42 protein-coding genes are annotated in these 23,450 nt (G+C 55.7%); 41 read left to right on the top strand and 1 reads right to left on the bottom strand.

What is annotated here, in order from left to right:
- From tuf to rpsI, 38 genes are all read left to right on the top strand, one after another.
- On the top strand, positions 1-627 hold a 627-nt coding region (tuf, locus tag KGZ66_05730; GenBank protein ID MBS3985085.1), incomplete at its 5' end, for an elongation factor Tu.
- Between the two features lie 227 nt (positions 628-854).
- Positions 855-1,163: a 30S ribosomal protein S10 gene (gene rpsJ / locus KGZ66_05725; GenBank protein MBS3985084.1), complete on the top strand. Its 309-nt coding sequence runs from the start codon at positions 855-857 to the stop codon at positions 1,161-1,163.
- 76 nt (positions 1,164-1,239) lie between these two features.
- Positions 1,240-1,866 carry a 50S ribosomal protein L3 gene (gene rplC / locus KGZ66_05720; protein ID MBS3985083.1) on the top strand — a complete coding sequence of 209 codons (627 nt, stop codon included), beginning with the start codon at positions 1,240-1,242 and terminating at the stop codon, positions 1,864-1,866.
- Between the two features lie 18 nt (positions 1,867-1,884).
- On the top strand, positions 1,885-2,508 hold the full coding sequence (rplD, locus tag KGZ66_05715) for a 50S ribosomal protein L4 (protein MBS3985082.1): 624 nt from the start codon (positions 1,885-1,887) through the stop codon (positions 2,506-2,508).
- Positions 2,508-2,798 (top strand): 50S ribosomal protein L23, encoded by a 291-nt coding sequence (gene rplW / locus KGZ66_05710; protein MBS3985081.1) that lies wholly within the window; start codon positions 2,508-2,510, stop codon positions 2,796-2,798. The genes rplD and rplW overlap by 1 nt, the downstream gene beginning before the upstream one ends.
- A gap of 327 nt (positions 2,799-3,125) precedes the next feature.
- Positions 3,126-3,956: a 50S ribosomal protein L2 gene (gene rplB / locus KGZ66_05705; GenBank protein MBS3985080.1), complete on the top strand. Its 831-nt coding sequence runs from the start codon at positions 3,126-3,128 to the stop codon at positions 3,954-3,956.
- A 17-nt stretch (positions 3,957-3,973) separates the two neighbouring features.
- Positions 3,974-4,258 carry a 30S ribosomal protein S19 gene (gene rpsS / locus KGZ66_05700; GenBank protein ID MBS3985079.1) on the top strand — a complete coding sequence of 95 codons (285 nt, stop codon included), beginning with the start codon at positions 3,974-3,976 and terminating at the stop codon, positions 4,256-4,258.
- Positions 4,259-4,270: 12 nt separating this feature from the next.
- Positions 4,271-4,603, top strand: coding sequence for a 50S ribosomal protein L22 (rplV, locus tag KGZ66_05695; protein ID MBS3985078.1), 333 nt, complete (start codon positions 4,271-4,273; stop codon positions 4,601-4,603).
- A 13-nt stretch (positions 4,604-4,616) separates the two neighbouring features.
- Positions 4,617-5,276, top strand: coding sequence for a 30S ribosomal protein S3 (rpsC, locus tag KGZ66_05690; GenBank protein ID MBS3985077.1), 660 nt, complete (start codon positions 4,617-4,619; stop codon positions 5,274-5,276).
- A 3-nt stretch (positions 5,277-5,279) separates the two neighbouring features.
- The gene (rplP, locus tag KGZ66_05685) at positions 5,280-5,714 is read left to right on the top strand and encodes a 50S ribosomal protein L16 (GenBank protein MBS3985076.1); all 435 of its coding nucleotides are present in this window, start codon (positions 5,280-5,282) and stop codon (positions 5,712-5,714) included.
- Entirely contained in the window at positions 5,704-5,901 is a 198-nt protein-coding gene (gene rpmC / locus KGZ66_05680) for a 50S ribosomal protein L29 (GenBank protein MBS3985075.1), read from the top strand. Before rplP ends, rpmC begins: the two co-directional genes overlap by 11 nt.
- 21 nt (positions 5,902-5,922) lie before the next feature.
- Positions 5,923-6,180, top strand: a complete 258-nt coding sequence (gene rpsQ, locus KGZ66_05675) for a 30S ribosomal protein S17 (GenBank protein ID MBS3985074.1) — start codon at positions 5,923-5,925, stop codon at positions 6,178-6,180.
- 31 nt (positions 6,181-6,211) lie between these two features.
- Positions 6,212-6,580: a 50S ribosomal protein L14 gene (gene rplN, locus KGZ66_05670; GenBank protein MBS3985073.1), complete on the top strand. Its 369-nt coding sequence runs from the start codon at positions 6,212-6,214 to the stop codon at positions 6,578-6,580.
- A 14-nt stretch (positions 6,581-6,594) separates the two neighbouring features.
- Positions 6,595-6,927, top strand: coding sequence for a 50S ribosomal protein L24 (gene rplX / locus KGZ66_05665; GenBank protein ID MBS3985072.1), 333 nt, complete (start codon positions 6,595-6,597; stop codon positions 6,925-6,927).
- A 16-nt stretch (positions 6,928-6,943) separates the two neighbouring features.
- On the top strand, positions 6,944-7,483 hold the full coding sequence (gene rplE, locus KGZ66_05660; protein MBS3985071.1) for a 50S ribosomal protein L5: 540 nt from the start codon (positions 6,944-6,946) through the stop codon (positions 7,481-7,483).
- Between the two features lie 17 nt (positions 7,484-7,500).
- Complete coding sequence (locus KGZ66_05655) at positions 7,501-7,686, top strand: type Z 30S ribosomal protein S14 (GenBank protein MBS3985070.1); 186 nt, start codon at positions 7,501-7,503, stop codon at positions 7,684-7,686.
- Between the two features lie 34 nt (positions 7,687-7,720).
- Positions 7,721-8,119, top strand: coding sequence for a 30S ribosomal protein S8 (rpsH, locus tag KGZ66_05650; protein MBS3985069.1), 399 nt, complete (start codon positions 7,721-7,723; stop codon positions 8,117-8,119).
- A 15-nt stretch (positions 8,120-8,134) separates the two neighbouring features.
- Entirely contained in the window at positions 8,135-8,695 is a 561-nt protein-coding gene (gene rplF, locus KGZ66_05645; GenBank protein MBS3985068.1) for a 50S ribosomal protein L6, read from the top strand.
- Between the two features lie 31 nt (positions 8,696-8,726).
- Positions 8,727-9,089 carry a 50S ribosomal protein L18 gene (gene rplR / locus KGZ66_05640; protein ID MBS3985067.1) on the top strand — a complete coding sequence of 121 codons (363 nt, stop codon included), beginning with the start codon at positions 8,727-8,729 and terminating at the stop codon, positions 9,087-9,089.
- A 20-nt stretch (positions 9,090-9,109) separates the two neighbouring features.
- Complete coding sequence (gene rpsE, locus KGZ66_05635) at positions 9,110-9,610, top strand: 30S ribosomal protein S5 (protein ID MBS3985066.1); 501 nt, start codon at positions 9,110-9,112, stop codon at positions 9,608-9,610.
- Positions 9,611-9,622: 12 nt separating this feature from the next.
- On the top strand, positions 9,623-9,802 hold the full coding sequence (rpmD, locus tag KGZ66_05630) for a 50S ribosomal protein L30 (GenBank protein MBS3985065.1): 180 nt from the start codon (positions 9,623-9,625) through the stop codon (positions 9,800-9,802).
- A gap of 21 nt (positions 9,803-9,823) precedes the next feature.
- A complete protein-coding gene (rplO, locus tag KGZ66_05625) occupies positions 9,824-10,264 on the top strand; it encodes a 50S ribosomal protein L15 (GenBank protein MBS3985064.1) in 441 nt (146 codons plus the stop codon).
- On the top strand, positions 10,265-11,524 hold the full coding sequence (secY, locus tag KGZ66_05620) for a preprotein translocase subunit SecY (GenBank protein ID MBS3985063.1): 1,260 nt from the start codon (positions 10,265-10,267) through the stop codon (positions 11,522-11,524). It begins immediately after the preceding gene.
- Between the two features lie 17 nt (positions 11,525-11,541).
- Positions 11,542-12,183: an adenylate kinase gene (locus KGZ66_05615; protein ID MBS3985062.1), complete on the top strand. Its 642-nt coding sequence runs from the start codon at positions 11,542-11,544 to the stop codon at positions 12,181-12,183.
- A 3-nt stretch (positions 12,184-12,186) separates the two neighbouring features.
- Positions 12,187-12,933, top strand: a complete 747-nt coding sequence (gene map / locus KGZ66_05610; GenBank protein ID MBS3985061.1) for a type I methionyl aminopeptidase — start codon at positions 12,187-12,189, stop codon at positions 12,931-12,933.
- A gap of 28 nt (positions 12,934-12,961) precedes the next feature.
- Positions 12,962-13,183: a translation initiation factor IF-1 gene (gene infA / locus KGZ66_05605; protein ID MBS3985060.1), complete on the top strand. Its 222-nt coding sequence runs from the start codon at positions 12,962-12,964 to the stop codon at positions 13,181-13,183.
- 28 nt (positions 13,184-13,211) lie between these two features.
- Positions 13,212-13,325, top strand: a complete 114-nt coding sequence (gene rpmJ, locus KGZ66_05600) for a 50S ribosomal protein L36 (GenBank protein MBS3985059.1) — start codon at positions 13,212-13,214, stop codon at positions 13,323-13,325.
- Between the two features lie 27 nt (positions 13,326-13,352).
- Positions 13,353-13,721 carry a 30S ribosomal protein S13 gene (rpsM, locus tag KGZ66_05595; GenBank protein ID MBS3985058.1) on the top strand — a complete coding sequence of 123 codons (369 nt, stop codon included), beginning with the start codon at positions 13,353-13,355 and terminating at the stop codon, positions 13,719-13,721.
- A 21-nt stretch (positions 13,722-13,742) separates the two neighbouring features.
- The gene (rpsK, locus tag KGZ66_05590; GenBank protein MBS3985057.1) at positions 13,743-14,141 is read left to right on the top strand and encodes a 30S ribosomal protein S11; all 399 of its coding nucleotides are present in this window, start codon (positions 13,743-13,745) and stop codon (positions 14,139-14,141) included.
- 20 nt (positions 14,142-14,161) lie between these two features.
- Positions 14,162-14,788, top strand: coding sequence for a 30S ribosomal protein S4 (gene rpsD, locus KGZ66_05585; GenBank protein ID MBS3985056.1), 627 nt, complete (start codon positions 14,162-14,164; stop codon positions 14,786-14,788).
- Between the two features lie 57 nt (positions 14,789-14,845).
- The gene (locus KGZ66_05580; GenBank protein MBS3985055.1) at positions 14,846-15,793 is read left to right on the top strand and encodes a DNA-directed RNA polymerase subunit alpha; all 948 of its coding nucleotides are present in this window, start codon (positions 14,846-14,848) and stop codon (positions 15,791-15,793) included.
- A gap of 10 nt (positions 15,794-15,803) precedes the next feature.
- On the top strand, positions 15,804-16,145 hold the full coding sequence (gene rplQ / locus KGZ66_05575) for a 50S ribosomal protein L17 (GenBank protein MBS3985054.1): 342 nt from the start codon (positions 15,804-15,806) through the stop codon (positions 16,143-16,145).
- Between the two features lie 54 nt (positions 16,146-16,199).
- Positions 16,200-17,027, top strand: a complete 828-nt coding sequence (locus KGZ66_05570) for an energy-coupling factor transporter ATPase (GenBank protein ID MBS3985053.1) — start codon at positions 16,200-16,202, stop codon at positions 17,025-17,027.
- The gene (locus KGZ66_05565) at positions 17,012-17,875 is read left to right on the top strand and encodes an energy-coupling factor transporter ATPase (protein ID MBS3985052.1); all 864 of its coding nucleotides are present in this window, start codon (positions 17,012-17,014) and stop codon (positions 17,873-17,875) included. Before KGZ66_05570 ends, KGZ66_05565 begins: the two co-directional genes overlap by 16 nt.
- Before the next feature lie 2 nt (positions 17,876-17,877).
- Positions 17,878-18,669, top strand: a complete 792-nt coding sequence (locus KGZ66_05560) for an energy-coupling factor transporter transmembrane protein EcfT (GenBank protein MBS3985051.1) — start codon at positions 17,878-17,880, stop codon at positions 18,667-18,669.
- Between the two features lie 10 nt (positions 18,670-18,679).
- Positions 18,680-19,411: a tRNA pseudouridine(38-40) synthase TruA gene (gene truA / locus KGZ66_05555; protein ID MBS3985050.1), complete on the top strand. Its 732-nt coding sequence runs from the start codon at positions 18,680-18,682 to the stop codon at positions 19,409-19,411.
- Positions 19,412-19,589: 178 nt separating this feature from the next.
- The gene (rplM, locus tag KGZ66_05550; GenBank protein MBS3985049.1) at positions 19,590-20,027 is read left to right on the top strand and encodes a 50S ribosomal protein L13; all 438 of its coding nucleotides are present in this window, start codon (positions 19,590-19,592) and stop codon (positions 20,025-20,027) included.
- Positions 20,028-20,045: 18 nt separating this feature from the next.
- On the top strand, positions 20,046-20,438 hold the full coding sequence (gene rpsI, locus KGZ66_05545; GenBank protein MBS3985048.1) for a 30S ribosomal protein S9: 393 nt from the start codon (positions 20,046-20,048) through the stop codon (positions 20,436-20,438).
- Between the two features lie 47 nt (positions 20,439-20,485).
- On the opposite strand, the gene KGZ66_05540 is transcribed toward rpsI, so the two are convergent.
- Positions 20,486-20,788 carry a metal-sensing transcriptional repressor gene (locus KGZ66_05540; protein MBS3985047.1) on the bottom strand — a complete coding sequence of 101 codons (303 nt, stop codon included), beginning with the start codon at positions 20,786-20,788 and terminating at the stop codon, positions 20,486-20,488.
- A 194-nt stretch (positions 20,789-20,982) separates the two neighbouring features.
- Between KGZ66_05540 and KGZ66_05535 the strand changes: the two genes are divergently transcribed.
- The 3 genes from KGZ66_05535 (at position 20,983) to cwlD (ending at position 23,157) form a co-directional block, all read left to right on the top strand.
- Positions 20,983-21,330, top strand: coding sequence for a hypothetical protein (locus tag KGZ66_05535; GenBank protein ID MBS3985046.1), 348 nt, complete (start codon positions 20,983-20,985; stop codon positions 21,328-21,330).
- Positions 21,299-22,387 (top strand): HigA family addiction module antidote protein, encoded by a 1,089-nt coding sequence (locus KGZ66_05530; GenBank protein ID MBS3985045.1) that lies wholly within the window; start codon positions 21,299-21,301, stop codon positions 22,385-22,387. Before KGZ66_05535 ends, KGZ66_05530 begins: the two co-directional genes overlap by 32 nt.
- An 80-nt stretch (positions 22,388-22,467) precedes the next feature.
- Entirely contained in the window at positions 22,468-23,157 is a 690-nt protein-coding gene (gene cwlD / locus KGZ66_05525) for an N-acetylmuramoyl-L-alanine amidase CwlD (protein ID MBS3985044.1), read from the top strand.
- Positions 23,158-23,450: the final 293 nt, after the last annotated feature.

The raw sequence follows: 23,450 nt of genomic DNA, 5'->3' as shown, positions 1-23,450 counted from the left end.
AAGCTCTGGCAGCTGATGGACGCAGTAGACGAGTATATTCCTACTCCTGTACGCGAAACCGAAAAGCCCTTCCTGATGCCCGTAGAAGACGTCTTCACGATTACCGGTCGCGGCACCGTAGCAACCGGTCGCGTTGAGCGCGGCGTGATTAAGGTATCCGACGAAGTTGAAATCGTAGGCTTTACCGAAAGACCCCGCAAGACCGTCTGCACCGGCGTAGAAATGTTCCGCAAGCTCCTTGACCAGGCCCAAGCCGGCGACAACGTAGGGTTACTCCTGCGCGGCGTAGACCGCAAAGACATCGAGCGCGGCCAAGTTTTAGCAAAACCCGGTTCGATTAAGCCCCACACCAAGTTTAAGGGCGAAGTCTACGTTCTGTCCCAAGAAGAAGGCGGCCGTCATAAGCCCTTCTTTGACGGATACCGTCCGCAGTTTTACTTCCGCACCACCGACGTAACCGGCATCTTGAACCTGCCCGCAGGCGTAGAGATGGTTATGCCCGGGGACAACATCACCATGACGATTGAGCTTATTACTACGATTGCCATGGAGCCCGGCGTGCGCTTTGCGATTCGCGAAGGCGGCCGTACCGTCGGCGCCGGCGTCGTGACGGAGATTATTGAGTAGGGCTCCAGCGCCTAGTGCCTAGTGCCTAGTGCCTAGTGCCTAGTGCCCAGTGGGCGGTAACCTCTCTAGGTCAGGATTCGCAATTCACGAATGATGAACGCGAGCTAATCGCTTCTACTGGGAACTGAGGACTGGGCACCTCCTCTACTAGGAGCTAGCAGCCAGGAGCCAGTAGCCCTACGTCTAATTCCCCATCCCCCACACGTGACAGTAAGGAGGGAAAAGAAATGGCACAACAGAAGATACGCATTCGGCTAAAGGCTTTTGACCACACGATCTTAGACCAATCTTCGGATAAGATTGTGGAGACTGCACGCCGCACCGGCGCTACGGTGTCTGGCCCCATACCGCTGCCGACAGAGCGCAATCTCTTTACCATACTGCGTGCCCCGCACGTAGAAAAGGACATTCGCGAGCAGTTCGAGATGCGTACGCACAAGCGGTTGATTGACATTCTTGAGCCTACTCCCAAGACGGTCGACGCACTTATGCGCCTAGACCTGCCCGCGGGCGTAGATATAGAGATTAAGCTCTAAGGCTAAGGGTCCGAGAACCCTGCTCCCAGAGCGGTACACGTTCCCCGTGGGGAACCAATGTATGGAGGTGCACACAGTGCAGAAAGCAATTCTTGGCAAGAAGATTGGGATGACCCAAGTCTTTGCCGACAAGGGTGTCGTGGTGCCGGTTACCGTAATTGAGGCTGGTCCATGCACAGTTACGCAAGTCAAGACTAAGGACACAGACGGCTATACGGCCATACAGATTGCCTTTGAGCCGATACGTGAATCTAGAGTCAACAAACCGGAGAGAGGCCACTTCAAGCGAGCAGGCGTAAAGCCGCATCGTTTCCTGCGTGAGCTTCGTCTCGCGGATGCCGCCGAGTATAAGGTAGGACAAGCAATCACTGCCGCCGTCTTCACTGAGGGCGAGTACGTTGATGTTACCGGCACGTCCAAAGGCAAAGGCTTCACCGGCGGCATACAACGGTGGGGATTCGGCCGCGGCCCGATGACGCACGGTTCCAAGTACCACCGTGGACCGGGTAGCTCTAACTCCCGCGCGTCAGCGCGCACTTTCCCAGGGCGCAAAATGCCGGGTCAACATGGCCGTCTGCGCCGCACAGTGCAGAACCTGCGCATCGTACGCATTGACCTCGAGCGGAATCTCATTTTGGTTAAAGGTGCGATTCCGGGCCCTAAAGGCTCTCTCGTGACTATCAAGGACAGTGTCAAAGCCTAGGAAAGGAGGATTATCGCTATGCCTACGGTGAAAGTTCACAATATGAAGGGCGAAGAAGTAGGACAAATGGAGCTAGCTGACGCCGTCTTTGGCGTCGAAGTGAACCGCCACGTTCTCCATCTCGCCGTTACCAAGCAGCTTGCAGCACAGCGTCTGGGAACACACGATACTAAGAATCGTTCCGAAGTACGCGGCGGCGGGCGTAAACCGTGGAAGCAGAAAGGAACAGGGCGCGCCCGCGCGGGCAGTCGCCGTTCTCCCATTTGGGTAGGCGGTGGTATTGCCTTCGGTCCCACTCCCCGCAAGTATAATTTCGAACTGCCGCGCAAAGTGCGTCGTTTGGCCTTGCGCAGCGCATTGACCGCTAAGCTACAGGCGGGCGAGATAGTAGTACTTGATCGGCTGGAGTTTGCCGAGCCGAAGACTAAACTTATGGTCGAAACTCTCGCTAACCTCAAAGTGAGCGAGAAGGCGCTTGTAGTCCTGCCGGAGTTCAATGAAACAATCGCAAAGTCAGGACGCAACATTCCCGGCGTCTTGGTCGAAGCGGCGGCGGGCGTCAACGTGTACGACGTGCTCAATTGCGGCAAGCTGGTTATGACTCAAGCCGCAGTAGAAAAGGTACAGGAGGTGCTCGTGTAATGCGGGACCCCAGAGATATCATCAAGCGGCCTGTAATCAGTGAGCGCAGCACAGATCTACAGGAAATGCGCAAATACGTCTTTGCCGTAGACCTGCGTGCCAACAAAACCGAGATTCGGCAGGCAGTCGAACACCTGTTTAAGGTAGAAGTCGAAGCTGTCAACACCATGCGCGTAGCAGGGAAGTTTAAGCGCCACGGCGTCCACAGCGGCTATCGTTCCGATTGGAAAAAGGCCATCGTCACGCTCACGCCCAAGTCAAAGCCCATACCGATTTTTGACTCGGTCTAGCGCCGAGGGACGAGGCGCACGCGCACTTGGCACTTCGCACTTTGCACTTCGTGGGAACGGGGGCTGCTGGCTCCTGGCTCCTGGCTCCTGGTGAAGGAGTGCCCAGTGCCTAGTGCCTAGTGCCCAGTAGAGTGGTATCGCGGCGGTGCCCGGTTTCCCTTTAACCTTTAACCTTTCCACCCCGCCCTAGCTCACAGCTCACAGCTCACAGCTCACAGCTCACTGCTGGAGGCTGGAGGCTGGCGGCCGGCGGCCCCCATGATTAACAATTCCCCAAGCGACTAGCGACAAGCGACAAGCGACTCGCGACAAAGGAGGGACACACAAATGGCTATGAAGAAGTTTAAGCCTACTTCACCCGGTCGGCGTTTTATGACCGTGGAGAGTTTTGCGGAGATTACCACGACTACGCCGGAGCGTTCTCTGCTCGCGCCGCTGACTAACAAGGCGGGGCGCAACAATCAGGGGCGCATTACGGTTCGTCATCAGGGCGGCGGCCACAAGCGCAAGTACCGCATTATCGACTTTAAGCGCGATAAGGACGGCATCCCGGCAACCGTAGCCACCATCGAGTATGACCCAAACCGCACCGCTTACATCGCGCTGCTTAACTATGCGGATGGCGAAAAACGTTATATTCTTGCGCCGCAAGGCCTCAAAGTCGGAGCCAAAGTGGTTTCCGGTGCACAGGCTGACATTGTCGTAGGAAATACCCTGCCGCTTAGGAGCATCCCGGTGGGCACTGTGGTGCATAACATCGAGCTAAAGCCAGGCAAAGGCGCGCAAATGGTTCGCTCAGCCGGTGCATCGGCACAACTTATGGCTAAAGAAGGCGCCTACGCACTAGTGAGGCTGCCGTCAAGCGAGGATCGTTTGGTCCACATTGACTGCAAGGCGACTATCGGTCAAGTAGGCAACCTCGAGTATGAGAACGTCTCTATCGGCAAGGCCGGCCGCTCACGTTGGCTCAGGCGTCGTCCGACGGTGCGTGGCGTAGTAATGAACCCGGTCGACCATCCGCACGGCGGTGGCGAGGGCCGTGCCCCGATTGGCCGCAAGAGCCCGCTTACTCCTTGGGGGGTACCGACTTTAGGCCACAAGACACGCCAGAAGAAGAAGCACAGCGACAAGTACATCGTGCGTCGCCGTAAGTCTTAGAGAAGGGAGGCCACAAAATGTCTCGTTCCGTAAAGAAGGGCCCCTTTGTACAGGAAAGACTGCTTGCTAGGATTAGACAGATGAACGCCAAAGGCGAGAAGAAAGTGCTTAAGACTTGGTCTCGCGCTTCGACGATTTTCCCGGACATGGTTGGTCATACCATTGCGGTTTACGATGGGCGCAAACACGTGCCGGTGTACGTCAGCGAAGAAATGGTAGGGCACAAGCTTGGGGAATTTAGCCCCACCCGTACTTTCCGCGGGCATGGCGGCCACACCGAACGCACCACAGCATTGAAGTAGGAGGGGATAGACATGCAAGCGAAAGCGGTTGCCCGCAACGTGCGCATCGCGCCGCGCAAAGCGCGAGTTGTCATTGACCTCGTCCGCGGCAAGAATGTGGGGGAGGCCACCAATATTCTTAAGTTTACACCTAAAGTAGCTGCCGAAGTAATCCTTAAGGTTATGAAGTCAGCAGCTGCTAACGCTGAACACAACTATCAGCTAGACCCGGAGAAGCTGTATGTCTCAGAGGCATTCGTGGACGCCGGTCCCACGCTAAAGCGTTGGCATCCACGCGCGCAGGGTCGCATTTACCCCATTTTGAAGCGTTCGTGCCACATTACCGTTGTGGTAAAAGAAAGGTAGGAGGGAGAGCTACGTGGGACAAAAAGTTCATCCCAAGGGATTTCGCATTGGCGTTATCAGAGACTGGGATTCGAAGTGGTACGCTGAGAAGAACTACTCCGACCTTCTGCTTGAAGACTTCAAGGTTCGCCGCTACATCAAAGATAAGTTGTTCGCAACTGGCGTAGGCCAAGTTGTGATCCAGCGTACCGGAGCGATTGTGCGCGTGTTTATTCACACTGCTAAACCCGGTATGGTAATCGGCCGCGGCGGTGCCGGTGTGGAGGAGCTGCGCAAGGCGCTCGAAATCCTCACCAAGAAGCAAGTCTATGTCAACATCATCGAGATTAAGACGCCCGAACTAAACGCCCAGCTAGTGGCCGAGAATGTCGCCGCGCAGATTGAGAAGCGCATTGCCTATCGCCGCGCCATGCGTCAAGTGATGGGCCGCACCATGCGCTTAGGTGCCAAGGGCATTAGAGTTGCTATCGGCGGACGCCTAAACGGCGCGGAAATTGCACGCCGCGAATGGGCGCGCGAAGGCACAATTCCTTTGCACACGCTCAGGGCCGACATCGATTACGGCGTAGCCACGGCGCACACTGCCTACGGGCAGATTGGCATTAAGGTCTGGATTTACAAGGGCGAAATTCTACCTAAGCCGACGAAGGCGGCGGCAGAGGGAGGCGAGTAAACCATGTTGATGCCCAGCAGGGTAAAGTACCGCAAGATGCACAGAGGGAAAATGAAGGGGCGTACCAAGGGCGGCGGTTTTATCGCTCATGGCGAGTACGGCCTAGAGGCTCTCGAAGCTGCCTGGATTACGAGCCGTCAAATTGAAGCGGCGCGTATCGCGATGACTAGGTACATCAAGCGCGGCGGCCAAGTCTGGATTCGCATTTTCCCGCACAAGCCCGTTACGCAAAAACCGGCGGAGACGCGTATGGGTGCCGGGAAAGGTTCACCGGAGTACTGGGTCGCGGTAGTGAAGCCTGGCCGCATTATGTTCGAAATAGCAGGCGTCGACGAAACGTCAGCTCGCGAGGCACTGCGTTTGGCGGGACATAAGCTTCCCATTAGAACTAAGTTTGTGACACGCGCGAAAGTGGATGGTGATGCCAATGAAGGTTAAAGACATGCGCGACATGAACGATGCTGAGCTCATGCAGAAGATTGACGATCTAAAGGGCGAGTTGTTTAATCTCCGTTTCCGCCTCGTAACGGGCCAACTTGAGAACCCCATGCGGATTAAAGAAGTTCGTAAGACTATCGCTCGCGTGAAGACCATCTTGCACGAGCGCGAACGCAACATCGGCTAGGGTTAGGAAGGAGGTCTCACTGTGGAAGAGAGAAACCTGCGCAAGGTCCGTCAAGGCGTAGTCGTCAGTGATAAGATGGAAAAGACCGTCGTTGTCGCTATCGAGTCGATGGTGCAACACCCGCTGTACGGGCGCATCGTCAAGCAGACCAAGAAGTTTAAGGCGCATAATGAGGATAATGTGGCGCGTTTAGGCGATACCGTGCGCATTATGGAGACTCGCCCGCTCAGCAAGGAAAAGTGCTGGCGCGTGGTCGAGATTGTAAAGAAGGCAGAATAAGCCCTGTCGGACAGGAAAGGGGGACATCGCCGTGATTCAAAACGAAACGCGACTGCGGGTTGCAGATAATTCCGGAGCCAAAGAGATTCTCACCATTAAGGTGCTCGGTGGAACAAGTCGCCGCTACGCCGGCGTTGGCGATATCATCATTGCCACCGTAAAAGAAGCAACGCCCGGCGGAGTTGTAAAAAAGGGCGAGGTAGTCAAAGCGGTTGTCGTCCGTACCACTAAGGACGCTCGGCGCATCGACGGTTCCTACATTAAGTTCGATGATAACGCCGCGGTGATCATTGACAACAACAACAACCCCCGCGGGACCCGCATTTTTGGGCCGGTAGCCCGCGAACTACGTGAGAAGAACTTTATGAAGATAGTTTCTCTCGCACCGGAAGTTCTCTAGGCGGAGCAGAGGAGGTGCCACAATCCGTGAAACTTCATGTTCGTAAGGACGACCATGTGATAGTCCTCTCCGGTAAGGACGAGGGCAAAAAAGGCAAAGTGCTCAAGTGCTTTCCAGGCAAGGGCCGTGTGGTCGTGGAAGGCGTCAATATCGTGAGCCGTCACCGCAAACCTACGCGCGAGGTGCCCCAGGGCGGCATCATCAAGCAAGAGGCTCCTATTCACAGTTCTAACGTAATGGTTGTCTGCGGCAGCTGTAAGAAGCCCACCCGGGTTGCTCACAAGCCAATGACAGACGGCAAGTTCGTTCGCGCCTGCAAGAAGTGTGGCGAGAACATCGACAGGTAGAGAGGAGGGCTAGCCTGTGACAAGGTTGAAGGAAAAGTACCAAAAGGAAGTACGCTTAGCCCTTAAGACCAAGTTCGGCTATGAGAACGACATGCAGATACCGCGCCTGGAGAAAATCGTACTGAACATGGGCGTAGGTAAAGCCATAGGCAACAGCAAAATCCTAGACGCGGCAGCTAAGGACCTTGCCACTATTGCCGGGCAAAAGCCGGTCATCACCCGCGCGCGTCAAAGCATTTCGAACTTTAAGCTGCGTGAAGGCATGGCCATTGGGGCAAAAGTCACATTGCGCGGCGACCGCATGTATGAGTTCCTCGACAAGTTCATTAACATTAACCTTCCCCGCGTGCGCGACTTCAGAGGCGTTTCCCCAAAATCCTTTGATGGGCGCGGCAATTACACCATTGGCGTCAAAGAGCAGCTTATCTTCCCCGAGATTGACTACGACAAAGTCGATCAGGTTCAGGGTATGGACATCACCATAGTGACCACCGCCAAAACTGATGAGGAAGCGAAGGAACTGCTCGCGAAGCTCGGCATGCCGTTTCGCGCGTAAGTAAAGGAGGAGAAGAAGTGGCCAAGAAGTCGATGATTATCAAGCAGGCCAGAGAACAGAAGTTTCCTGTGCGCAGATATAATCGTTGCCGGATTTGCGGCCGTCCACACGCCTACATGCGGAAGTTCGGACTATGCAGAATTTGCTTTCGCGAACTAGCCCATGAAGGTCAGATTCCCGGCGTCAAGAAGGCCAGTTGGTAAGGGCCCTTCACTTAGGAAGGAGGTTTGACACGTAATGGTTATGACAGATCCAATCGCTGACATGCTGACACGGGTACGCAACGCAAACGACGCGCTGCACGAGAGCGTAGAAGTGCCAGGCTCGGCCATGAAGCGGAGTTTAGCAGAGATTCTCAAAGCAGAGGGCTTCATCCGCGACTTCGCGTGGGTAGACGACGACAAGCAGGGCGTGCTAAAAATAGTTCTGAAGTACGGCGCTAACAAGCAGCGCGTCATTTCCGGTGTAAAGCGCATCAGCAAACCCGGGCTGCGTGTCTATGCGCGCAAAGATGAACTCCCACGTGTATTAGGTGGGTTAGGCATTGCCATCGTTTCTACTTCACAGGGGCTGATGACCGATCGCCAAGCTAGGGTCAAGAACCTTGGCGGCGAGATCATCTGCTACGTCTGGTAGGGAGGAGAGACTGGCATGTCAAGAATCGGCAAGAGACCTATCGTCATACCGCCCGCAGTAGCGGTTAATCTGGACGGCCGGACGGTTACCGTGACAGGACCTAGGGGCACGCTCTCGCGTGACGTACACCCGGAGGTAAATGTCGAGGTAAGTAAGAGCGAGGTAACAGTTACGCGCTTGTCCGACAGCCCGCTACACCGTTCGCTGCATGGCGTGACCCGCACCGTTATCGCTAACATGATTGACGGCGTGACCAAAGGTTACGAGAAGAAGCTTGAGGCCGCCGGCGTAGGCTGGCGCGCAAATGTGCAGGGCAAAAAGCTCGTGCTTACCGTAGGATACTCCCACCCGGTAGAGATTGACCCACCGGCAGGCATCGAGTTTAAGGCAGAAATCGTCGCCAAGCCGCCGTTTGGCAATATCCCGCTTATCACTGTCTCCGGCAATGACAAGGAGATGGTAGGGCAGATGGCTACAACCATTCGCGGCGTCCGCGAGCCCGAACCCTACCTTGGCAAGGGAATTGCCTATGTAGGCGAGAAGATTAGACGCAAGGCTGGCAAGACCTCGAAATAGTCCTTAAGCCACGGAAAGGAGTGAGCCAACAGTGTTACAGCAGCTAGACAAAAACAAAATTCGTAAGACTCGTCATCTGCGTGTACGCAAGTCCGTCGCAGGGACAGATTTGCGCCCGCGTTTAAATGTTTTTCGCAGTTCCCGACACATGTACGCACAAGTCATAGATGACACGACCGGCCACACGCTTGTCAGCGCTTCCACCCTGAGTCCCGAACTCAAGGGCATCTCTGCTGGCGGCGTAGAGGCTGCTAAAGCCGTGGGCAAATTAGTTGCGGAAAAGGCTTTGGCCAAAGGCTTAACAAGAATCGTCTTCGACCGCGGTGGATATCTCTACCACGGACGCGTCGCGGCATTAGCTGACGCTGCGCGCGCAGCCGGGCTTGAGTTCTAGCAGCAGAAGGAGGGGGAAAATTGGATCGCAATGAGTTGAGCAAACATGACCTTACCGAAAAGGTTATCGTCGTTAAGCGCGTCAGCAAGACCCGTAAGGGTGGTCGCGACTCAAGCTTTAGTGCCTTAGTGGCTGTCGGTGACGGTAAAGGTCGCGTCGGCGTAGGGCTAGGCAAGGCCAAGGAAGTTGTGGAAGCTATTCGCAAGGCCACGGAGGACGGCAAGAAGAACCTCATCACTGTCCCCTTAGCTGAAACTAGCATTCCGCACGAGGTAACCGGTGTCGCCGGAGCTGGCCGCGTCCTGATGAAGCCAGCATCTGTCGGTACAGGCGTTATTGCCGGCGGCGCTGTCCGCGCAATTTTAGAGCTCGCGGGTGTACGCGACATTTTAACTAAGTCTTTGGGCTCATCTAACGCTATGAACATGGCACAGGCAACTCTGTCGGGGCTGCAGTCGCTGCGCACGCCCGAGCAGGTAGCTAAGCTGCGTGGCGTTGCCGTAGAGTCCTTGTTACGATAGGAGGCAGGCACGATGGCCAAATTGCAGATTACGCTAGTGCGCAGCCTCATCGGGCGCCCGGAAGACCAACGGGCGACTTGCCGCGCGTTAGGCCTCACTAAGACACACCGCACAGTACAGCATGAAGACACGCAGGCAATACGCGGGATGGTCGAGAAGGTCAGTCATCTCGTCAAAGTAGTCGAGAGCTAAGAGAGACGAGGAGGTGCAAAAATGAAACTCCACAATCTACAGCCGGCAGAGGGCTCCCGTCAGGTGCGCAAGCGCGTCGGCCGTGGCCACGGCTCGGGACTCGGCAAGACTTCCGGTCGCGGTAGCAAGGGACAGTGGGCGCGTGCCGGCGGCGGCGTACGTCCGGGGTTTGAAGGCGGTCAGATGCCTCTATACCGGAGATTGCCAAAGCGCGGGTTTAATAATAAATGGAAAACGTTCTTTGCCTTAGTTAATGTGCAGGACCTTGAGGTGTTTCCTGCCGGGAGCGTCGTTGAGCTAGAGTCGCTTATGGCGGCGGGTCTTGTGAAGAACCCCCTCGACGGCGTCAAGATTCTCGGCATGGGCGAAATAACTAAGTCCCTTACGGTTAGGGCTACTGCTTTTAGCAAGTCGGCTGCCGAGAAAATAGCTGCCGCTGGCGGACAGGTTGAGGTGATATAGGTGCTCGCGAGCTTACGTAACCTATGGCGCATTGAGGACCTGCGCAAGCGCATTATGTACACGCTCGGCATCTTCCTCATCATACGCTTCGGCAACTTCATCCCGGTCCCAGGAGCCGACCGCCTCGCTATGACGCAGTTTATGGAGGGCCAAGGCGGCCTGTTCGGGCTGTTAGACGTCATCTCCGGCGGTGCATTAGCGAACCTCTCTATTTTTACGCTGACGATTGGCCCCTACATTACGTCGAGCATTATCGTTAGCCTCCTGCAAGTGATTATTCCGAGCTGGGAGGCCCTAGCCAAAGAGGGCGAAGAGGGACGCAAGAAGCTTAATAGTTACACGCGTTACGGCACGGTAATCCTAGCTTTTGTCCAAGGCTATGCCACTTCGGTCGGGTTAGCTAACGAAGGCGCACTCGCGGCTGGGCACCTGAGTTACTTGCTGACGGCCATCAGCTTTACGGCCGGCGCGACAGTGGTTATGTGGTTAGGCGAAATGATTACCGAGAAAGGCATCGGCAACGGCATCTCGCTTGTGATCTTCGCCAACATTGCCTCGCAGTTGCCGGGTACACTTACGAGTCTGATTGCGTTCCTGCGTGAGGGGACGCTTAACATCTTCACTGTAGTTCTGCTCGGCATCCTGACCTTAGTCGTCATTGCCGGTGTAGTGTGGGTGCAGGAAGGTCAGCGCCGTATCCCTGTGCAGTACGCTAAGCGCGTAGTCGGGCGCAAGATGTATGGTGGGCAGACCACGCACATTCCCTTGCGCGTCAACCAAGCCGGCGTTATCCCCGTAATCTTTGCCTCCTCGCTCCTGATGTTCCCGCAGGTAATCACCCAGTTCACGCGGGCGGAGTGGGTGCAAGGCATAGCGGAAGCGCTCAGGTTCGGCGGCTGGTTGCATAACGTCTTGTACGTGTTTCTTATCTTCGTGTTCAGCTATTTCTACACGTTCCTGCAGTTTAACCCCAAGGAAATGGCGGAAAACATGCAGAAGCATGGCGGGGCAATCCCCGGCGTGCGTCCGGGACGTACGACGGCGGACTTCCTTTTCCGGGTCGTAAACCGACTGACGCTCGTAGGCTCTGCGTTCTTGGCTCTTATCGTTATCCTGCCGCTTGCGCTTTCCGGCGTAGTGCGCGTGAACATTGGCATCGGCGGAACGGCTCTCCTCATCGTGGTAGGTGTGGCGCTTGAGACCATGAAGCAAATCGAAGGTCATCTCGTCATGCGTAACTACAGCGGCTTTATGAAGTAGGCTACGGGGTGAGCGAGATGAACGTAATCCTCCTAGGTGCGCCCGGCGCGGGCAAAGGCACACAGGCTTCCCTGCTCGTTAAGGAGTTTGGCGTGCCCCACATTTCTACCGGCGACATGTTCCGGCAGGCGCTGCAGGCGCAAACGCCCTTAGGCCTTGCCGCTAAGTCCTTTATGGAACGCGGCGAACTGGTGCCTGACGAAGTAACTATCGGCATCGTGGCGGAGCGTCTGGCGGCGGCGGACGTAGCACATGGCTTTTTACTTGACGGCTTTCCGCGCACGCTAAACCAAGCCTCCGCCCTTGACGAGGTCCTAGCAAAGCTTGGGAAGTGCCTAACAGCCGTGCTCAACATCGAAGTGCCGGAGGATGAGCTGATGCGGCGCCTAACCGGTCGGCAAGTGTGCAAGGCCTGTGGCGCGACGTACCACCGTGTTTTTCACCCCTCACCCGAGGGTGAGAAGTGTGGGCTATGCGGTGGAGTGCTCTACCAGCGCGCAGACGACAGCGAAGAGACCGCGAGAGCCAGGCTGACGGTTTACAGGAAACAGACAGCGCCACTCATCGAGTACTATGGGCAGCGCGGCTTGCTCAAGACTGTCGACGGCTTGTTGCCAATTGACGTTGTCACCGAGAACATGAGAGCGCTTCTGGGGTAAGGGATGATTGTATACAAATCTGACCGCGAAATCGCCCTGATGCGCGAGGCGGGGCGAGTGGTGGCCGAGGCACTCGACGCAGTGGAACAGGCCATTGCTCCCGGGGTAACCACCGCTAGGCTCGACTGGCTAGTCGAGGAGTTAATGCTAAAGCGCGGCGCACGACCCGCCTTTAAAGGGTACCGCGGCTATCCCGCTAGTATCTGTACGTCAATTAACAATGAGGTCGTACATGGAATTCCTAGTTTGAAAACGCTGTCTGATGGCGATATTATTAGTATTGACATCGGCGCGGAAATCAATGGATATTACGGCGACGCGGCGCGGACTTTTCCCGTCGGCGCGGTGGATGAAGTTTCCGCTCGCTTGATTAAAGTCACGGCTGAGTGCTTGGAAAAGGGCATTCTGCAATGTGTCGTCAACAGGCGCCTGACCGATATCTCGTACGCTATACAATCCCATGCCGAGGCGAATGGTTTTTCCGTAGTCAAGGAATTTGTGGGACACGGTATCGGGCGAGCTATGCATGAAGAACCACAACTGCCTAATTTCGGCCGCCCGGGGCGAGGTCCTAGGCTTACTCCCGGCCTAGTGCTAGCCATTGAGCCCATGGTCAATACGGGAGGATCTCTTACCCAAGTGCTTGCGGATAACTGGACGGTAGTGACTAAAGACGGCGGTCGTTCTGCCCACTTTGAGCACACCGTGGCTATCACCGCAAACGGGCCTGAGATACTAACCCGTCTCTGATGTGAGCGAAGGGAGGAGCAGAAGTTACATGACAAAACGCGATGATGTAATCGAGGTAAAGGGCAAGGTAACCGAAGCGCTGCCTAATGCCATGTTTAAAGTAGAGCTAGACAATGGTCACAGAATCTTGGCTCATGTGTCGGGCAAGATACGCATTAACTTCATTCGCATTCTGCCCGGCGACAGCGTGACCGTAGAGCTTTCGCCCTACGACTTAACCCGCGGACGAATAATCTACCGGCATAAGTAGGCTTGTTCGGAGCAAGGAGGCAAATCTAGTGAAAGTCAAACCTTCAGTGAGGCGCATGTGCGAGAAGTGCAAGCTGATTCGCCGTAAGGGCCGAGTCATGGTAATCTGTGAGGAACCTACTCACAAACAGAAACAAGGATAAAGACTAACAGGAGGTGGATTAAAGGAGATGGCTCGCATTGCAGGTGTTGACCTGCCCAGAGAGAAGCGCGTAGAGATAGCGTTGACCTACATTTACGGTATTGGCCGTAGCCGTTCCGCAAACATTTTGTCAAGCGCCGGAGTAAATCCCGATACCCGCGTCCGCAACCTCACCGAGGAAGAAGTCTCTCGTCTGCGTGAGACGATTGACAAGGGGTATATCGTAGAAGGAGATCTCCGCCGTGAAGTCACAGCCAGCATCAAGCGGTTGATTGAGATTGGCTCCTACCGTGGCTTACGTCACCGCCGTGGTCTACCCGTGCGCGGACAACGCAGCAAGACGAACGCTCGCACCCGTAAAGGCCCCCGCCGTACGGTTGGCGTCAAGCGCAAGTAGTCAAAGGAGGAGGGAAAAGGCATGGCAAAACGTAAGGCCGCTGCGGCTAAAGTCAAGCGCCGCGAGCGCAAAAACGTGGAGTTTGGCGTAGCGCACATTAGGTCAACTTTTAACAATACGGTAGTCACTGTTACGGATCGTGCCGGCAATGTCATATCATGGTCATCTGCTGGCAATGCCGGATATAAGGGCTCGCGCAAGAGCACCCCTTTTGCCGCCCAGATTGCCGCTGAAACCTGTGCCAAGACGGCGATGGACCAAGGCATGAAGGAAGTAGAGGTTCATGTTAAGGGCCCTGGCGCAGGGCGGGAAGCTGCCATTCGCAGTTTGCAGGCTACGGGGCTTGAGGTTAGTTCCATTAAGGACGTAACCCCGGTCCCCCATAATGGCTGCCGCCCACCTAAGCGCCGTCGCGTTTAATCTTTGGAGGTGTAAGCAAGATGGCAAGATATACAGGTCCGGTATGCCGGTTGTGCAGGCGCGAAGGCATCAAGCTATTTCTTAAGGGAACGCGCTGCTACTCCGGTAAGTGCGCGATTGACCGCAGGTCCTATGCCCCTGGGCAACATGGCCAAGGGCGTAAGAAGGCGACCGAGTACGGCCTGCAGCTGCGCGAAAAGCAGAAGGCGCGTCGTATCTACGGTGTGCTTGAGCGCCAATTCCGTCGTTACTTCGCTAAGGCCGCGCGCGAGAAAGGCGTAACCGGCGAGCGCCTGCTCCAGCTCCTTGAGCTTAGGCTAGACAACGTAGTTACGCGGGCAGGGTTTGCCGCATCGCGCAATCAGGGACGCCAATTGGTGCGTCACGGTCACTTTACAGTGAACGGGCAACGCGTTAACATCCCGTCCTACCTCGTAAAAGAGGGCGATGTTATTGCGGTCGCCACCAAGAGCTTGTCTGTTCCACTATTTCAGGAGTATGCCGAATCCATGCGCGGTCGGAGAGTGGTTCCTTGGATTTCTGTAGAACTAAACGCGGCACGTGCAACTATCGTCGGACTGCCTAAGCGCGAAGACATTGACATCCCGGTCCGCGAGCACTTGATCGTCGAAAAGTATTCGAGATAAGGCGCCCCGAGCTTTGACCAAAGCGTTAATGGGAAGGTAAGGAGGGGAATCGCCTATATGTTGGAGTTAGCCATGGAAGTACCGCGAGTGCATCGCGTAGAGGCTACGCCAAGCTATGGCAAGTTTATCGTTGAGCCCTTGCAGCGCGGTTACGGCACGACTTTGGGTAACGCATTGCGTCGCATCCTACTTTCTTCGTTACCCGGAGCCGCTGTCACATCTGTTAAGCTCGAAGGGGTATTGCACGAGTTCTCGACTATCCCGGGCGTTGTCGAAGACACGACCGAGATAGTGTTGAACCTAAAGTCGCTCCGGCTTCGCCTGCACGGCACTGGAGAGAAGCTGCTGCGCATCACCAAGACAGGTGAGGGAGTAGTGACGGCTGCAGACATTTTGGCTGACGCCGATGTCGAGATTCTCAACCCTTCACTGGTAATTGCGAAGCTCGACGAGGATGCGCGTTTCTTTGCCGAGATAACTGTCGCGCACGGACGCGGGTATGTTTCCGCCGAGCGCAACAAGAAGCAGCACCAGCCTATTGGGGTCATTCCCATGGACTCGGTATTTACACCGGTGACGCGGGTTAACTACACGGTGGAAAACACGCGCGTCGGACAGCACACCAATTACGACAGACTGACGCTTGAGGTATGGACCGACGGCAGTCTTACCCCGGAAGAGGCCATCAGCATCGGGGCCAAGATTATGAGCGACCATTTGCGCCTGTTTGTGTCCCTAACGGAAAAGGCGGAGTCCACAAAGACGCTAGCCGACCGCGGCGACAACCCGCGGGAGAGGCTGCACGAGATGACCATCGAGGAGCTTGACCTATCCGTGCGCTCGTTTAACTGCCTAAAGCGCGCCGGCATAAATACCGTACAAGACCTCGTAGACAAGACCGAAGACGAGATGATGAAGGTTAGGAATCTTGGCAAGAAATCGCTCGAGGAAGTACAGCACAAACTAGCTGACTTAGGGCTCTACCTCAAGAAGAGCGAAGAGTAGGAGTGAGCATATGTCACACAGCAAACTAGGGCGCCGCACTAACCATCGGCGTGCCCTGTTGCGCAACCTAGCGACGGCGTTTTTGCGCCAGGGGCGCATGGAAACTACGGAGCAGCGCGCGAAAGAAGTGCAGCGCATTAGCGAGAAGCTCATCACGCTTGGAAAACGCGGCGATTTGCATGCTAGGCGCCAAGCGCTAAGCTATCTGTTTGACGAAGACGTAGTGACGAAGCTATTCGCGGAGATAGCACCCAAATACACATCACGCGAGGGTGGGTACACCCGCATCATGAAGACCGACGTGCGGCGCGGCGACTCCGCACCGCAGGCGATTATTGAGCTGGTGGACTAACCCCCACCGGCTTTCTTTTTTAGAGTGTATGCTCTGGGTGGGGGTGATGTAGCCATTATTGAAGTTAAGGGTCTTCACCACGTCTACCGCGGGCACGAAGGCGACACCGTCGCGCTCGACGGGGTAGACATCAGTATCAGCGAGGGAGAGTTTGTCGCGATTATCGGGCGCAACGGCTCCGGCAAGTCGACCCTCGCCAAGCACCTAAACGCTATCTTGCTGCCCACGGCAGGAAGCGTCTTGGTCATGGGCATGGACACGCGGGACGCGGGGCTACTATGGCAGATCAGACAGGCTGTCGGCATGGTCTTTCAGAATCCTGACAACCAAATTGTGGCCACAGTCATTGATGAGGATGTAGCATTCGGGCCGGAGAATCTCGGCGTACCCACGCCAGCTATCGCCGCAAGGGTAGAAGCGGCCCTAACCAAGGTCAACATGCTGCCCTATCGCCGCCACGCGCCGCACTTGCTGTCGGGTGGACAGAAACAGCGCGTGGCGATTGCCGGTGTTTTGGCCATGCATCCTAAGCTCCTAGTTCTAGATGAGGCTACCGCTATGTTAGACCCCGTGGGGCGGGGCGAAGTAATTGAGACCATCCTGGCACTTCAGCGGACCGCCAAAATGACGACCGTGCTCATTACACACCATATGGATGAAGCGGTGCTCGCTCACCGCGTAATCGTCATGGATGAGGGGCGCGTAGTGACTATAGGCACGCCCGCCGAGGTTTTTGCCCAAGCGGAGCTTCTAGAGTCGCTGGGCTTAGATGTGCCTCTGGCAGCTAAATTGGCTAAGGAACTGGTTAAGAGCGGGCTTCCCTTGCCGGAGGGTATTTTGACTACAGCGGAGCTGGTTAATGCCTTATGCCAATATATCTAAACAACGTAAGCTTTACCTACTCCGCCGGCACACCATTTGAGCGGCATGCTTTGCGCGGAGTTAACCTGTCGATTGCAGACGGCGAGTTTGTCGGCATTATCGGGCAGACGGGCTCAGGTAAATCTACACTGGTACAGCTCTTAAATGGCTTAATCAAGCCCACGCAGGGAACGGTGACTGTTGGAGATGTTACCACCACCGACAAGGGCGTGCGGCTCCGCGCACTGCGGCAAGAAGTGGGGCTTGTGTTTCAGTTTGCCGAGCATCAGCTGTTTGCCGAAACGGTAGCAGCCGATGTGGCCTTTGGTCCGCTAAACTTAGGGTTAGACGCAAGCGAAGTAGCCGCGCGGGTCGACGAAGCGCTGTTAACCGTAGGCTTGCCGCTTGAAATTAAAGAGCGAAGCCCGTTTGAGTTGTCAGGTGGACAGACACGGCGGGTAGCCATCGCCGGTGTCTTGGCGATGCGCCCGCGCGTCTTGATCCTTGACGAGCCGACGGCAGGGCTAGACCCAAGGGGACGCGATGAAGTCTTAGCCCGCATCAGCGCTCTGCAGCGCGAGCGGGGGATAACAGTGATTTTGGTCTCGCACAGTATGGAAGATGTGGCGCGCCTGGTCAAGCGCATCGTAGTCATGCATGAGGGTGGCATTTTGCATGACGGGACGCCGCGCGAGGTGTTCTGTCAGGCGGAGAGCCTCGTCAAGATTGGTCTTGGCGTGCCGCAGGCCACAGATATATGCCGGCGCTTGCGCCTAGCAGGCTGGGGTGTGCCGGCGGTAGCTCTGACGCTTGAGGAAGCGCGTGGGTTTATCGTCGCAGCGTGGCGCGAGAGAGGTGGCGGCGCGTGAGTATGCTGGGGAATGTAACGCTAGGGCAGTATTTGCCCGGGACAAGCATAGTGCATCGCCTCGACCCGCGCACAAAACTAGGGCTGTCCTTCGCCTACATTGTTGTGCTGTTTATTGCGGGGACAGGCTTAGCCTACTCGGTATTGGCGTTAGCGTCGCTGCTGGTTATTTGGCTTGCGCGGGTACCCGTCAGGATGGTACTGAGGGGCCTGCGGCCAATCCTGATGATTCTGTCGCTTACCGTGGTGCTGCACGTGTTTACTTCCCGTGAGGGTGTGGAGCTCGTGTCGTTTTGGTTTGTGCGCATCTACTCTGGCGGCGTCAGCCAAGGGTTTTTGCTCGCCTTTCGTCTGGTGCTCCTTGTGCTGTCGACCTCTATCCTGACGCTTACGACCTCGCCAATTGCCCTAACCGATGCCATTGAAATGGCGCTTAGGCCGCTCAAGCGCTTTGGCGTGCCGGCCCACGAACTGGCTATGATGATGACCATCGCCCTGCGCTTTATTCCCACGCTCATCGAAGAAGCCGAAAAGATTATGAAGGCGCAACTAGCGCGAGGCGCGGATTTCGAGAGTGGGGGGCTTTTCAAGCGGGCGAAAAGCTTGCTTCCCCTCCTGATACCGCTCTTTATTTCAGCCTTTAGGCGGGCAGACGAATTGGCGATGGCCATGGAGGCGCGCTGCTACCGGGGCGGCGAGGGCAGAACGAAGTATAAAGTGCTTACGTATTCGCGCTTAGACGCTTACGCGGCCCTCTGTTTTGCACTAGTCAGTGCCGTAGCCTTAGCCTTATAAGGCTAGCGTTATGAAAGTAAAGCTGACGCTAGAGTACGACGGGACGGACTTTGCGGGGTGGCAGGTTCAACCCGGGCAGCGCACGGTGCAGGGGACGCTAGAAGATGCCCTGTGTCGCCTGACTGGCGGCGCTGTAAGCGTAGAAGGCGCGGGACGCACGGATGCCGGCGCGCACGCCTTAGGGCAGGTTGCGAGCCTCGTGCTCGCGACAAGTATTCCCGCCGACAGATTAGCCCTTGCCCTAAATCGGCTCCTGCCGGAGGATGTGAAAGTGCTTTCATCGGCTGAAGTTCCGCCGGACTTTCACGCGCGGTTCTCGGCTAAGGGCAAGGTTTATAGGTACTTGTTGCGCCTAAGTGACGCGCCAAGTCCGCTGTGGCGGCACCGCGCTTGGCGGGTGGGCACAAAGTTAGACGTAGGCAAGATGGAGCAAGCGATGGCAAAGTTTGTGGGCACGCACGACTTTAAGGCTTTTTGTGCCAGCGGCAGCAGTGTAGTTTCTACTACGCGCACTATCCACATGGCCAAGCTTATACCCTCGGGCGACCTCCTGGCGGCAGAGTTTTGCGGCAGCGGCTTTCTCTACCACATGGTCCGCATTATGGTGGGAGCGCTTGTCGCCGTCGGCAAAGGCAACGCCGACACGCACGACATAGCGCAAGCTTTAGCCCACGGCCACCGCCCACTCGCCTTCACCACCGCCCCCGCCCACGGTCTCTACCTCGTCGCGGTAGAGTATTAGAAACAAAAGAGAACAAAAGGGACGGTTCTTTTTGTTTTTTTACCTCAGATCGGCCAAGTATTGCTTATTTGCAGCCGTTGACAAGTGCCTCTTGTCGGTATAAAATGTTTTGTGGTTCGATTGAGCCCCGAACCACCCGAATGCGTTGTCTATTATCCAACCATGTAGGAGGGAACCCATGCGCAGCACATATATCGCCAAGCCGGGAGAGGTAGAACGTAAATGGTGGGTAGTTGACGCGACTAACCAGTCGCTCGGACGCCTTGCCAGCGAAGTAGCGGCAATCTTGCGCGGCAAGACTAAGCCCGAATTTACGCCGCACCTTGACACTGGCGATTTTGTAATCGTTGTTAACGCCGAGAAGGTGCAACTGACAGGCAAGAAACTTTCACAGAAGAAATACTACCGGCATTCCGGCTACCCCGGCGGCTTTCGCGCCACTCCCTATGCGGAGCTGATGCGCACCAAGCCCGAGTTCGTGGTCGAGAAAGCCGTCAAGGGCATGTTGCCCCATAACACCCTAGGCCGCACGCAAGGCAAGAAGATGAAAGTCTACCGCGGGCCCGAACACCCGCATGCCGCGCAGCAGCCAGAAGTATGGACCATCAGAGGCTAGGAGAGGAGGAGGTAGGAAATGGCAAGAGTGCAATTTCGCGGAACAGGTCGCAGGAAGACTGCGGTAGCACGGGTGCGTTTGCTCCCCGGCTCCGGCAGCATCGTCATTAACGAGAAGCCTATCGACGGCTACTTTGGGCTAGAAACTCTTAAGCTCATCGTCCGTCAACCCCTCGTCCTAACCAATACCGTGAGCAACTACGACGTCATCGCCACGGTGCACGGCGGCGGCGTCTCCGGGCAAGCCGGCGCCATCCGGCACGGTATCGCCCGCGCCTTAACCGTGCAAGACCCCGAGTCGCGCCCCGTGCTAAAGAAGGCCGGTCTACTCACGCGCGACCCGCGTATGGTCGAGCGCAAGAAGTACGGTCTCAAAAAGGCTCGCCGCGCCCCGCAATTCTCCAAGCGTTAAACAAGAGAAGCCCGCAAGGGCTTCTTTTTTTATGGGGGATGACGAGTCTAGTGTGGGGAGTCCCAGCGGCGGGAGTTCGTTCCTACGTATTTATCGATGGCGTCTAGTAACCCATTGAGCATTTCGCGTTGCTCGGGATTACCACCGTCTATTAGACAGTGACTGATGTGGTCTTCGAGCACTACCTTGCCTACGCTGTTGAGCGCTGAAATGACCGCTGATATCTGAACCAAGAGTTCACTGCACTCCCGGCCTTCCTCAGCCATGCGCTTGACAGCCTCAGCATGACCGGCAATGCGCGCGAGCCGATTGATGACATTCTTGCTTTGCGGGTGTGGGTGTTGCGACACGTTAAAAACTCCTCCTCTTACATCCTCTAACGGGGGATGAAATTAGTATAGCACACGTGCATCCGTCGGACAAATCTTCGACCCGCAGTGCGGCAATAAGTCGCCGCAGCTCTTGACGTGTAGCGACACTTGGCCTACAATTAACCTAACAGTTAAGTTAACCTATTAGATAAGTTAGGCGGTGGTCGCTGAGGATGCTAGTTGAGTATGAGGCTGAGTCAGTTCGCAAAGTCTTCACTGACTTAGCTGTAATGCAGAGGAAAATCGGCAGCGACATGGCTCGTACCACAAAAAAGAGATTAGATCAGCTCAGAGCGGCGCCGAACTTTGGGGCATATATGGCTACCGGGCTCGGAAGGCCGCATCCTCTTGTTGGAGGACTGAAAGGCTACTTTGCAATTGGAGTTACGGGGAATGTAAGGTTGATAGTTAAGCCGCATAGCGCACTTGGAGTTGCCGAAACGTTGCATGAGTGCGATGCAGTAATAGTTAAGGGGGTGGTGGATTATCATGGTGGAAAGAATGAGTGGCTTGTCCCGTGAGTTCATTATTCATCCGGGAGAAACGCTGAAGGAAATACTAGAGGACCGACACATGACCCAACGCGAGTTGGCACTTAGAACCGGTGTGAAGGAGCCGCACGTCAGCGGCATCGTCAACTGCAAAAAGCCTATTTCCGCTTCCTTTGCCAAGAAGCTAGAGTATGCCCTGGGGATTGACGCTATGTTTTGGGTTAACCTCCAGGCCAACTACGACAAGGAGTTAGCGGACTACGAGGAGTACAACCAGATTTCTGGCAAAGAAACGGCAGTCTTGCAGGTATTGGCGACAGTGACAACGTGGGCAAAAGAAGAGGGCTTGTTAGCCGACGATGTGCAAGGGCCAGCTCTTGTCATTGAGTGGCGCAAGCTGCTAAACGTCAGTAATTTGGAGAGGCTTTCAGAGCTGTCACAAGTAGGGGCTTATCGTCTGGCCACGGTTGAAAAGGTGGATCCATACATCCTGCTGGCTTGGCTTAAGGTCTGTGATGTGCTCATGGGAAGAGAGCATGTCCACCATGCGTTAGACCTCAGTATGTTAAGACAGCGATTGCCCATGATTCGCATGCTTACCTTTGAGGATATAGACACGATTCGCTTCAAACTCAAGCACTATTTCGCTGAGTGCGGCATTAAATTCGCGATAGTGAAGCATATTCCCGGGGCGCCTGTTCACGGCGTGATTACCCGAAACAAAGACGACACGCTCAGCTTAGTAATGACCGTTAGGCGAAAGTATGCCGATATCTTTTGGTTTACCCTCTTTCATGAAATCGGGCACATCCTAAATGGCGACATTACTGACCGCTTGGTTGATTTTGAAACGGCAAGCACTGAAGTTGAGCGGCGTGCCAATGAATTTGCCGCCGATGTCTTGATTGATCCAGAGAAGTACAGTGCATTTGTGGCAGCTTCTGAACTCGATTTGCCGCATATACGTCAGTTTTGTGCGAAGCAAAGCATACCACCCTATATCTTGATCGGGAGGTTGCAGCGCGACAAGTATCTGACCTATACCCAGTACGCCAGTGAAAAAGTACGGTATCACCTTGATCTCTAGAGGAGACCTATCTTCGCGGTTCTTCCGTGCGACGGCGCCTAATAGATATCCATAGGCAGACATTCGCAGGAGGGATGCAGTTGGTGCGAAGGCTAACAGTGCTACTGATTGCCCTTCTAGTTCTCGTTGGCCCGCTCGCAGTCGTGCGGCAACTCGACGTACGTGTGACCTCAGCGCAGCCGCTCGCGGGGCAGACTATCGCCATAGACCCTGGGCACGGCGGGGTAGACCCGGGGGCCCTTGGCCCGCAAGGGGTGCACGAAAAGGATATTGTGCTCGCTATTGCACTTAAGCTGCGCGAGTTGTTGGAAGCAAGCGGGGCAACGGTCGTAATGACGCGCGAGATAGACACGGATCTAAGCGACGCGAACCTCGGGCACCAGTATTCGCGCCGCAAGCGCCAGGACCTCTCCCGCCGCGTCGCACTGATTAACGCGAGTCGGGCCTCGCTCCTAGTATCAGTGCACCTAAACAGCATGGCCGCGCGGCGGTGGTACGGCGCGCAGGTGTTCTTTGCGGCGGAATCAAGCGAATCAAAGCGTCTGGCGGTTACCATACAGGAGTCCCTGCGAGAAACACTGCAGAACACGACCCGCTTGGCCGCAGCGGGTGATTACTACATCTTAGAGAAGACAGCGTGCCCGGCTGTCATAGTCGAGGCCGGGTTCATCTCCAACCCCGAAGAAGCTAGGCTGTTACAGACCGAGCACTATCAAGCCCGAGTGGCGCTGGCCATTTACAGGGGGATAGCGCGATTTGTGGCGCGATAGACGAGAGAGCACCCCGCGGTGCTCTCTGTTGTCGTGGTCGTCTATTCTTTCGATTTAGCAGCCATGGCGCGGTTTGCTAGCCACCAGACTGCGCCGAAATGAAAAGCCAGCGTAACAACCATCATTACTATGGATGCAGGTGACATCTTCTAACCTCCTTGTCCCGGTAGGGAGTGCCCTGCGACGGGCAAATCTGGCTTGCCAGCTGAGCCGCCGATCATTTTGGCCAGCCAATGGTTAGTTAAGAGGGCAAGACCAAGCAGTATCGCCCACTGTAAGATTATGGTCCCAGT

Source organism: Selenomonadales bacterium, from assembly GCA_018335585.1.
Taxonomy (GTDB): domain Bacteria; phylum Bacillota; class UBA994; order UBA994; family UBA994; genus UBA994.
The sequence above is the reverse complement of the archived record's forward strand: the minus strand, read 5'-3'. Positions and strand labels throughout refer to the sequence as shown.

Excerpts from the sequence above, each read along its gene's own strand:
- rpsJ (MBS3985084.1), top strand. The coding sequence starts at position 855 with ATGGCACAACAGAAGATACGCATTCGGCTAAAGGCTTTTGACCACACG.
- rplD (MBS3985082.1), top strand. The coding sequence starts at position 1,885 with ATGCCTACGGTGAAAGTTCACAATATGAAGGGCGAAGAAGTAGGACAA.
- rplW (MBS3985081.1), top strand. The coding sequence starts at position 2,508 with ATGCGGGACCCCAGAGATATCATCAAGCGGCCTGTAATCAGTGAGCGC.
- rplB (MBS3985080.1), top strand. The coding sequence starts at position 3,126 with ATGGCTATGAAGAAGTTTAAGCCTACTTCACCCGGTCGGCGTTTTATG.
- rpsS (MBS3985079.1), top strand. The coding sequence starts at position 3,974 with ATGTCTCGTTCCGTAAAGAAGGGCCCCTTTGTACAGGAAAGACTGCTT.
- rplV (MBS3985078.1), top strand. The coding sequence starts at position 4,271 with ATGCAAGCGAAAGCGGTTGCCCGCAACGTGCGCATCGCGCCGCGCAAA.
- rplP (MBS3985076.1), top strand. The coding sequence starts at position 5,280 with ATGTTGATGCCCAGCAGGGTAAAGTACCGCAAGATGCACAGAGGGAAA.
- rpmC (MBS3985075.1), top strand. The coding sequence starts at position 5,704 with ATGAAGGTTAAAGACATGCGCGACATGAACGATGCTGAGCTCATGCAG.
- rpsH (MBS3985069.1), top strand. The coding sequence starts at position 7,721 with ATGGTTATGACAGATCCAATCGCTGACATGCTGACACGGGTACGCAAC.
- rplF (MBS3985068.1), top strand. The coding sequence starts at position 8,135 with ATGTCAAGAATCGGCAAGAGACCTATCGTCATACCGCCCGCAGTAGCG.
- rpmD (MBS3985065.1), top strand. The coding sequence starts at position 9,623 with ATGGCCAAATTGCAGATTACGCTAGTGCGCAGCCTCATCGGGCGCCCG.
- rplO (MBS3985064.1), top strand. The coding sequence starts at position 9,824 with ATGAAACTCCACAATCTACAGCCGGCAGAGGGCTCCCGTCAGGTGCGC.
- KGZ66_05615 (MBS3985062.1), top strand. The coding sequence starts at position 11,542 with ATGAACGTAATCCTCCTAGGTGCGCCCGGCGCGGGCAAAGGCACACAG.
- map (MBS3985061.1), top strand. The coding sequence starts at position 12,187 with ATGATTGTATACAAATCTGACCGCGAAATCGCCCTGATGCGCGAGGCG.
- infA (MBS3985060.1), top strand. The coding sequence starts at position 12,962 with ATGACAAAACGCGATGATGTAATCGAGGTAAAGGGCAAGGTAACCGAA.
- rpsM (MBS3985058.1), top strand. The coding sequence starts at position 13,353 with ATGGCTCGCATTGCAGGTGTTGACCTGCCCAGAGAGAAGCGCGTAGAG.
- rpsK (MBS3985057.1), top strand. The coding sequence starts at position 13,743 with ATGGCAAAACGTAAGGCCGCTGCGGCTAAAGTCAAGCGCCGCGAGCGC.
- rpsD (MBS3985056.1), top strand. The coding sequence starts at position 14,162 with ATGGCAAGATATACAGGTCCGGTATGCCGGTTGTGCAGGCGCGAAGGC.
- KGZ66_05580 (MBS3985055.1), top strand. The coding sequence starts at position 14,846 with ATGTTGGAGTTAGCCATGGAAGTACCGCGAGTGCATCGCGTAGAGGCT.
- rplQ (MBS3985054.1), top strand. The coding sequence starts at position 15,804 with ATGTCACACAGCAAACTAGGGCGCCGCACTAACCATCGGCGTGCCCTG.
- KGZ66_05565 (MBS3985052.1), top strand. The coding sequence starts at position 17,012 with ATGCCAATATATCTAAACAACGTAAGCTTTACCTACTCCGCCGGCACA.
- KGZ66_05560 (MBS3985051.1), top strand. The coding sequence starts at position 17,878 with ATGCTGGGGAATGTAACGCTAGGGCAGTATTTGCCCGGGACAAGCATA.
- truA (MBS3985050.1), top strand. The coding sequence starts at position 18,680 with ATGAAAGTAAAGCTGACGCTAGAGTACGACGGGACGGACTTTGCGGGG.
- rplM (MBS3985049.1), top strand. The coding sequence starts at position 19,590 with ATGCGCAGCACATATATCGCCAAGCCGGGAGAGGTAGAACGTAAATGG.
- rpsI (MBS3985048.1), top strand. The coding sequence starts at position 20,046 with ATGGCAAGAGTGCAATTTCGCGGAACAGGTCGCAGGAAGACTGCGGTA.
- KGZ66_05535 (MBS3985046.1), top strand. The coding sequence starts at position 20,983 with ATGCTAGTTGAGTATGAGGCTGAGTCAGTTCGCAAAGTCTTCACTGAC.
- KGZ66_05530 (MBS3985045.1), top strand. The coding sequence starts at position 21,299 with ATGGTGGAAAGAATGAGTGGCTTGTCCCGTGAGTTCATTATTCATCCG.